The following is a 7,893-nucleotide window of genomic DNA, read 5'->3' on the forward strand; positions in this document are numbered from 1 at the left end:
AAAATGAAAAAGTTATTAAGTTTTATAGCTGTTGCTTTTATGTTCGTTGCTTGTGGAAGTGAAACTCCTGAAGAAGTTGCTAAAAATTTTGCGAAGTTAGCGCTTGAAGGAGAAAATGAACAAGCTTTAAAGTGTGTTTATTTTAAATCAGAAGACGAAAAGCAAGAAAAAATAAAAGAAGCAATTAAGTATGAATATGGTGCAAAAGCGAAAAAAGAAGTTGCTGAAAAAGGTGGTATTCAATCAATAGAAGCAAGTAGATTAGAACAAATTGAAAATCTAGCTAAGGTTAAAGTTGTAGTAACATACAAAAATGGCGATGTAAAGGATAATAAATTAAATCTTATAAAGATAAAAGATAAATGGTATATAAATAATAGTAATGACTATGATTAAAATTTATTGGAATTTATCTTAGATAAATTCCAAAATCTATTATTAGCTAAAGGAAAACCTTTAGCTAATGCAAACTTGTCCTGCATAAACGATAAAAAATCTTAACATTACTACACCAACTAGCACAGCAAGAGAGTTTATTATTATGAATGCAGGTTGGAAAGCATGGTTTTTAAGTGCTGTAATAGCTATTAAAATAGGCAAAATAAGCCCCGTTCCTAACACACCAAACCAAAATAATTTTGAATAAAACTCATGAGCAAATATAGCCTTAAGTGAGATCAAACTCTCGCCCCCGCTATAATACATTCCTACAAAAAGTAAAAGCAAGATAGGGATTTCAAGCATTATTGCTCTTAGATCTAAAACTAATAAATACTTTATGTTTTCTTTATTTAAATGAGCTTTAAAAAACAAAATTCCTACAAGTATATTTGCAGCTATTCCACATGAAAACGCAGAAACTACAAAAAGCAATGGCAAAATCGGAGTATTCCATAAAGGAACTTTAGAAATCGCACTTAATAAAAATCCCGTATAAGCACCAACACATAAAGCTAAGAAAAACAATACATATTCAATCATCTTAGCAAAATTAGCCATTTTTCTTATGGAATTTGTAATAGGAATTAAGAACCTAAAATAAAGTTCAATCTCACGCTCAAAAATGATTAACGCATACAAAAACGCTAAAGGCGTATAAACTAATAAAAATAAAACACCTAAAGTCATAACCGAAGTAAAATTATATTTTATTAGCAATAAATAAAATGTAAAAGGCTTTCCTAAATCAACTATTAAAAGTAAAAGTCCTAAGCTAATAGCAAGTGGAGAAATTAATGCTCCTGCTTTAATCGTAGCATCCCAAATACTATTAGTATTGTGTGAAAATCTATTAAATTTCACTATTAATGAAACCATCAAACATCCAGCACTAAGCCCTGCTAAAAATAAATATAGTGCAATCGGCCAAGGCCAGTAAATTTCATTATATTGAGCCAAACTTCCTGCCATATTATTCATAGCGTCCTCCTTTTGTATTTTTTATAAAGCCAAGTTTTGGTTTCGTTCCTAAATGAGCTTTCGGATACTCAACGCTTTTACTTGCTAAAACTTTGTTAATTTCTGAATTGCTATCGTTTATATCTCCAAAAATTAGTGCATCAGTAGGACATACACTTACGCATGCTGGAGTTGCACCTTTTCTGTTTGGATAGCAAAAAGTGCATTTATCAATCGCTTTTGTAATTGGATTAAGAAATCTTGCATTGTATGGACATGCTAGAACGCAGTATTTACAAGATACGCATAATTTTTCATCAATTAAAGTTATTCCATTTGCTAGTTTAAAACTAGCCCCCGTAGGACATACGCTTACACACGGGCTATCTTCGCACATTACACAGCTTGCCCTTGTAAAATCTGTTTTAAGATTTGGAAAAACTCCGCTCATTTGTGCATGAACTTGAACTCTAAAAACTCCACTTGGAATTTGATTTTCGTTCTTACACGCAACGCTACAAGCCTGACAACCTATACATAAATTTTCATCGTGAATCATTACAAACTTTTTCATTTTTATACCCTTTTAATATCTACGCCTATATTTGTAACCATTGTGCTACATATATGACCACTTTTTGAGCCTAATAAAATACTATCATTTGCACCAACTTCGTGAATGTTTTTAAGTGTTGGAGTAACACGACCAAAGCCGTGATAAATAAACAATGTATCAGGGCGAATGCCTTGCGTTAGCATAAGTTTTGCTTGTATTTTGCCAAATTCGTTTTCTAAATATACTAAATCGCCATCTTTTAAGCCTAATTCTTTAGCTTTAGACTCATTTATCCATACAGGACTTTCACTCATTAATTCATTTAAAATAGGGATATTTTGAGTATGAGCGTTTGTATGAATTGGAGTTTTTCCACTTGTTAGGCAAAACTCATGGCCATTAAATACATCATAATCAACCATATTTAAAGAGCCATGAGTTGGGAATAATTTTTCAACTTTTTCTATGAAAAGTTCTATTTTTTTACTAGGTGTCTTAAAGCTAATTAATGAACTAAGTTCGCCATTGCTATCGATTTTATCATTAATTTGCGGATAGGTTTTAGTAAATTCTTTTATTATTTTTGGCTCTCTTAAATATAGGTTAGGAACCTTATAGGTAACTACGCCATCTTTTTTAAGATTTGCAAGTAAATCTACATTACCTTTAGCTTGTTGCATTCTATACTCATCTATTGTTTTATAAGTGTAAAGCTCATCAATTTTCATAATACTTGCAAGCTCTCTAAATATATCAAAGCCACTTTTTGTATCGCCTATAACTTCTACGGCTTTATTTCTCATATAATAGCCATTTCCTACACCTAAAATACTCTCATCTCTTTCTAAATATGAGCTCTCAGGCAATACCACATCAGCTAAATTGCTAAAATCATTCAAATACACATCAATGCTTACTATGAAATCTAATTTTTCTATGGCTTTTAAGCTCTCATTTACATTTGCAACATTTACTAAATGATTAAATCTAGTATTAACCCAAGCTTTAATAGGATATGGTTTTTCGCTTAAAATAGCAGGTGCAATATCCATTAAAACTCCGTGCTTTCTTGAAACAAAATAGTTTTTACTTCCCTCTTCTCCTGCTCCATCAATTCTAGGAGTATTAGGAACTTTAAAAACATTGCTAGGATTATCAAGGGTAGGGAAAATGTTTTCGCCTATGATTTTGTTTAGATTACTTGCGTTTTTGCTAGTGTGAATGCCGCCTTTTTTCTCATAATTTCCCATTAAAGCATTTGCTATTGCAATAGCTCTTGTGCGTTGATATTCTGCATGAGTTGTTGTGGTTTTATGACCCCAATCAATTACAACTTTTGGAGCAGCTTTATAGATTTCATCGGCAATTCGCTCAATCGTTTTAGCACTAATTCCTGTTATGTTTTCTTGCCATTTAGGGCTTGTATCTTTTACACTAGCTTTAAGCTCATCAAGTCCTATGCAGTATTCTTTTACAAAGTCTTTATCATACTTTTCATCTCTTAGCCATACATGAATTAACGCCATTAAAAATGCCACATCAGTTCCAGGTTTTATAGGAAGCCATTCATCAGCCTTAGCTGCTACAACGCTAAATCTAGGCTCAAGGACGAGTAATTTTGTATCACTTGAAGCTGCAAATTTGGCTAATTTTTTAGCATCACTTATAACAATACCTTCAAATAAATTATGACCAAAATTTACAATATATTTTGCGTTAGCAAAATCTCTTGATAAGCCACCACCATATGTATGCTCTAAAACCATATTATAAGTAATCGGACAACTTGAATAATGTGAAAATATATTAGGACTTCCATAAGCACAGGCAAAATTACTCATATGAGTGTGAGATTCTCCGGCTTTGCTTGTAAATATTACGCTTTTTGCTCCATGCTTTTCTTTTATTTCGTTTAGCTTTGTAGCAACTAGCTTTAATGCTTCATCCCAACTAGCTTCACGCCATTTATTTTCTCCACGCTTTCCCACACGAATAAGTGGCTTTATAAGGCGATTTTTATCATAAAGCTGATTAATTCCTGCACCACCCCTTGCACATACACTTGTTTTATTTGCGCTAAATTTTGGATTGCCATTAATAAATACGCCTTTATTATCTTTAACGCTTACTTCAATAGGACAGCGAGTAGAACACATTTCACATACTGAAAAAACGCTTTTTCTATCCCCGTTTGTAAATGCGTTTGCACTTAAAACGGGCTTAATACAGGCTAATGAGCCTAAAAAGGCTGAGCTTTTTAAAAAATCTCTTCTTTTCATAATTACTCCTTTTTGATACCTTGTTTTAGTTACTATTAAATTATACTTAAATTATTTAATTAATTATAAAAATTATATATTTATTTATTTTTATAATTCCTATTTCAAATTCTTGTGAAATTTTCGTGGAATTTGAAATAGGAATTAAGATTTTTTAAATTTTGCTTGACATTTAAATAATTTTTTTGTATTATTCAACCTTTCACATTTATTTCAATTTGTCTTGTTAGCTCAGCAGGTAGAGCATCTCACTTTTAATGAGGGGGCCGCTGGTTCGAATCCAGCACAGGACACCATCAATTTTTGGTCGCTTAGCTCAGTTGGTAGAGCGCCACCCTTACAAGGTGGATGTCATAAGTTCGAGTCTTATAGCGACCACCATTTATTTTCATCGGTGCGGCGGTAGTTCAGCTGGTTAGAATATCGGCCTGTCACGCCGGAGGTCGCGGGTTCGAGCCCCGTCCGCCGCGCCATTTCCCTTTCTTTTTAAATTTTAGTAATAATAAACTCCTTTAATATTTATATTTTTTTAATTTGTTTTAAGATAAAATCACTCTTTTAAAAATATTAAAGGAGAATTATGAAAGACTTTTTTATTAACTTTTTTACCCTTTCAGAACCTTTGTCAATTACTTTTGTAATTATTTATTTAATCCTTTGCTTTTGGCTTAGCCGTTTAGCATATACGATAACTTTTGCTAAAAGAATGATTTTGGCTTTAGTTTTAGGTTTAATTTTAGGTGTTGCGGCTCAGTATCTAGCTAATTTTCCTGCAAGTTCAAAAGAAGTTTTATGGCTAGAGCAAACTAGGATTTGGTATTCATTTGTAGTTAGTATTTTTATAAGTTTATTAAAGCTTATGATTGTTCCTATCGTATTTTTTGGCATTTCATCATCTTTATTAAAGCTTGAAGGCGGAATTAAAATATCATCAATTCTTAGTAGAAGTATATTTTGGCTTTTATTTACCACAGCGATTGCAAGTGCGATAGGTCTTAGCTTAGGAATTATGTTTAATCTAGGAAGCGATGTGGTAGTGCAAACTTCAAAAACTATTAAAGAAGCAAGAACTCTAAGCTCTATTTTATTAGGTCTAATGCCAAATAACATAATTGAATCTTTTGCTAAAAACAATATTTTAGGCGTTATTTTGGTTGCATTTTTATTCACTTTAGGAGCAAGAAAACTTGGTGCAAACGCTGAAAACAAAGAAATATTTAGCACTTATAAAAACCTAATAATATTTATGAATAAAATCATTATGAATGTTATTACAAATATAATTGCTCTTATGCCTTATGCAGTTGTTGCGATGATTGCAAATGTCTTGATTGCAAATGGTGTAGCAGCAATGAAAGAAGCAGGATTATTCATAGCTTTAACTTATGCTAGTGGTATTTTAATGATTATTGTATTTTCTATAATTTTAGCATTTCACGGCTTATCACCTATCGTGTATTATAAAAAAGCTTTTGAAGTTTTATTATTAGCATTTACTTCAAGAAGTTCAGCAGGTGTTTTACCTATAACAATCCGCACACTTCACACTAGATTAGGCGTAAGCGAAAACAATGCAAACTTTGTAGCAGGGCTTGGTGCAACCATTGGAATGAGTGGCTGTGCTGGATATTATGTAGGTTTAGTAGCTGCTTTTGTTATGCATAGTGCAGGACTTAGCATTGATTTATCTAGTGCTGTTTTAATAGTAATTATTACAATAATTGGCTCACTTAGTATCGCAGGTATTCCTGGTATTTCAATAGTTGCAGCATCTATTATGATTACTGGGCTTGGACTTGGGGATAAGTTTTATTTATTAGGCGTTATTTTTGCGATTGATCCTATTATTGATATGGTAAGAACTATGAGTAACGTAAATGGTGCAATGGTTGCAGCAATTGCGACTGATTGCGAGCTAAAGACTTTAAACAAAGATGAATACAAGGACTTAAGCAATGAAAGAAATTGATTATAAAAGTTTTTTAGAGATTAAAGACAATGCTACTTGCGTTATAGCTTTTGGAGCGCCTTGGTGTAGAGATTGCAAGATTGCTGAGCCGTTTTTGCAAGAACTTAGTAATAAATATCCTAATATTAGCTTTTATCATGTTGATGTTGATAAAGATGAAAACATTAGAACAGAGCTAAATATTCGCCATATTCCTACGATACTTTTTTTAAAAAACGGCGAAGAAGTTTATCAAAGAGTGGTTGAGCCCCACTCAATTTCTTTAATTGAAGCTGGTGTTTTAACGCTTTAAAATGTTTAAAAATCCATCATTAAATAATGTTTTTTCAAAACATTTTGATGGATTTTATATCTATTCAAATGTAAGCGAAATTGAAATTATTTTAAGAGAACTTGCAAATAATTTAAGCAAAAAACATTTGATTTTATATATTAGCAATACCGATACATTTAATTTAAATCCTAACATTTATCATGTAAATATCTTTAATGAAAAAGCATTGAAATATATAAATAAATTAAGTAAACTTGATTTTGTTTTTGTAGAAAATATTTCATTTTTAAATGATTTTTCGTTTCCTAAAGGCGTGAAAATAATCGCTTGTGGGTTTTTAAAAAGTGATTTAAGATATTTTTTAAAAACAAAAACAAGGATATTAAGGTTTGTTTATACTAAAGATTATTTTAAGATTTATAATAAAAAATGTGATTTTACTTACAATTTTAAACCCAAAAAACAAAGCATTTTTCAAGAAAATAAAATTGATTTTGATATTAAAGAAGAGCTTGAGTTTTATTTGCATTGTTTAGAGCAAGGCTTTAGGTTTTATGATTTTAGAAATACTAGAAAACAAGAGTTTTTAAACGCTTTTAGCAATGGAAATGTGCTTTTAAACAACGAGCCTTTTATAAAAGATATTAGCAAAGAATATTTTTATATGAATGATAAGAAAATCAATTGCGATTTTATCCCAAATAATACGAATAATCTAAATTATAAAATCATCAAAACTAATGCAAAAAATCAAGGAATTCTCACAAAACTTAAGCAACTTTTAAAATCAAATTCCTATTTCAAATTCTTTTTTTAATAATGTTAATTTTACAATCCCCTAAAGCGGGGAAGTGTCTTTCTAACATAGATGTTAGATTTTTTAAACAAGCTGCACCAGAGTTTCAATCCCCTAAAGCGGGGAAATATCTTTCTAGCAGCTACCACAAGAACTAAACGACCTGCACGATGAGTTTCAATCCCCTAAAGCGGGGAAATGTCTTTCTAACACCCACCTAAAAACGCTATAGAATGCGAAGCAGAATTGTTTCAATCCCCTAAAGCGGGGAAATGTCTTTCTAACTTCTTCAGATGTTCATGATTTAAAAGCTTCATTAGCTCGTTTCAATCCCCTAAAGCGGGGAAATGTCTTTCTAACAAAAATTTCAATCAACCATTTAATAGTTGGAATACTAGGTTTCAATCCCCTAAAGCGGGGAAATGTCTTTCTAGCAAAATATGACAACTTTATAAAATTACGCTCGATAAAGTTTCAATCCCCTAAAGCGGGGAAATGTCTTTCTAACAGTTTTAATCAACCATTAAACTTTGATACTTCAAATGGGTTTCAATCCCCTAAAGCGGGGAAGTGTCTTTCTAACATGTCTTAAAGGCATATCTTGAAGAAAACGATGAGTTT

General features: G+C 31.5%; 7 protein-coding genes and 3 tRNA genes. 7 read left to right on the forward strand and 3 right to left on the reverse strand.

Annotated elements, in window-relative coordinates:
- Positions 1–3: 3 nt before the first annotated feature.
- The gene (locus AVANS14531_RS08600) at positions 4–396 is read left to right on the forward strand and encodes a DUF4878 domain-containing protein (RefSeq protein WP_239817540.1); all 393 of its coding nucleotides are present in this window, start codon (positions 4–6) and stop codon (positions 394–396) included.
- A 60-nt stretch (positions 397–456) separates the two neighbouring features.
- Here AVANS14531_RS08600 and nrfD read toward each other — a convergent pair whose 3' ends face one another.
- From nrfD to phsA, 3 genes are read right to left on the reverse strand one after another with little or no spacing between them, the layout of a single operon-like run.
- Positions 457–1,419: an NrfD/PsrC family molybdoenzyme membrane anchor subunit gene (nrfD, locus tag AVANS14531_RS08605; RefSeq protein WP_336612094.1), complete on the reverse strand. Its 963-nt coding sequence runs from the start codon at positions 1,417–1,419 to the stop codon at positions 457–459.
- Positions 1,412–1,972 carry a 4Fe-4S dicluster domain-containing protein gene (locus tag AVANS14531_RS08610; RefSeq protein ID WP_336612095.1) on the reverse strand — a complete coding sequence of 187 codons (561 nt, stop codon included), beginning with the start codon at positions 1,970–1,972 and terminating at the stop codon, positions 1,412–1,414. The genes nrfD and AVANS14531_RS08610 overlap by 8 nt, the downstream gene beginning before the upstream one ends.
- Positions 1,973–1,974: 2 nt before the next feature.
- The gene (gene phsA / locus AVANS14531_RS08615; RefSeq protein ID WP_336612096.1) at positions 1,975–4,233 is read right to left on the reverse strand and encodes a thiosulfate reductase PhsA; all 2,259 of its coding nucleotides are present in this window, start codon (positions 4,231–4,233) and stop codon (positions 1,975–1,977) included.
- Positions 4,234–4,453: 220 nt separating this feature from the next.
- Here phsA and AVANS14531_RS08620 point away from each other — a divergent pair.
- From AVANS14531_RS08620 to AVANS14531_RS08645, 6 genes are all read left to right on the forward strand, one after another.
- Positions 4,454–4,529 (forward strand) — tRNA-Lys (locus AVANS14531_RS08620).
- A 9-nt stretch (positions 4,530–4,538) separates the two neighbouring features.
- Positions 4,539–4,614: transfer RNA gene (locus AVANS14531_RS08625), tRNA-Val, on the forward strand.
- 15 nt (positions 4,615–4,629) lie between these two features.
- Positions 4,630–4,706 (forward strand) — tRNA-Asp (locus tag AVANS14531_RS08630).
- Positions 4,707–4,813: 107 nt separating this feature from the next.
- A complete protein-coding gene (locus AVANS14531_RS08635; protein ID WP_336612097.1) occupies positions 4,814–6,202 on the forward strand; it encodes a cation:dicarboxylate symporter family transporter in 1,389 nt (462 codons plus the stop codon).
- Complete coding sequence (locus tag AVANS14531_RS08640; protein ID WP_336612098.1) at positions 6,189–6,494, forward strand: thioredoxin family protein; 306 nt, start codon at positions 6,189–6,191, stop codon at positions 6,492–6,494. Before AVANS14531_RS08635 ends, AVANS14531_RS08640 begins: the two co-directional genes overlap by 14 nt.
- Before the next feature lies 1 nt (position 6,495).
- Complete coding sequence (locus AVANS14531_RS08645; RefSeq protein WP_336612099.1) at positions 6,496–7,293, forward strand: hypothetical protein; 798 nt, start codon at positions 6,496–6,498, stop codon at positions 7,291–7,293.
- The last annotated feature ends 600 nt before the right edge of the window (positions 7,294–7,893 follow it).

The sequence above is a fragment of the Campylobacter sp. Cr9 genome, from assembly GCF_020138295.1.
In the GTDB taxonomy this organism is placed as follows: Bacteria; Campylobacterota; Campylobacteria; order Campylobacterales; family Campylobacteraceae; genus Campylobacter_E.

Excerpts from the sequence above, each read along its gene's own strand:
- AVANS14531_RS08610 (WP_336612095.1), bottom strand. The coding sequence starts at position 1,972 with ATGAAAAAGTTTGTAATGATTCACGATGAAAATTTATGTATAGGTTGT.
- AVANS14531_RS08640 (WP_336612098.1), top strand. The coding sequence starts at position 6,189 with ATGAAAGAAATTGATTATAAAAGTTTTTTAGAGATTAAAGACAATGCT.
- AVANS14531_RS08600 (WP_239817540.1), top strand. The coding sequence starts at position 4 with ATGAAAAAGTTATTAAGTTTTATAGCTGTTGCTTTTATGTTCGTTGCT.
- nrfD (WP_336612094.1), bottom strand. The coding sequence starts at position 1,419 with ATGAATAATATGGCAGGAAGTTTGGCTCAATATAATGAAATTTACTGG.
- AVANS14531_RS08645 (WP_336612099.1), top strand. The coding sequence starts at position 6,496 with ATGTTTAAAAATCCATCATTAAATAATGTTTTTTCAAAACATTTTGAT.
- AVANS14531_RS08635 (WP_336612097.1), top strand. The coding sequence starts at position 4,814 with ATGAAAGACTTTTTTATTAACTTTTTTACCCTTTCAGAACCTTTGTCA.
- phsA (WP_336612096.1), bottom strand. The coding sequence starts at position 4,233 with ATGAAAAGAAGAGATTTTTTAAAAAGCTCAGCCTTTTTAGGCTCATTA.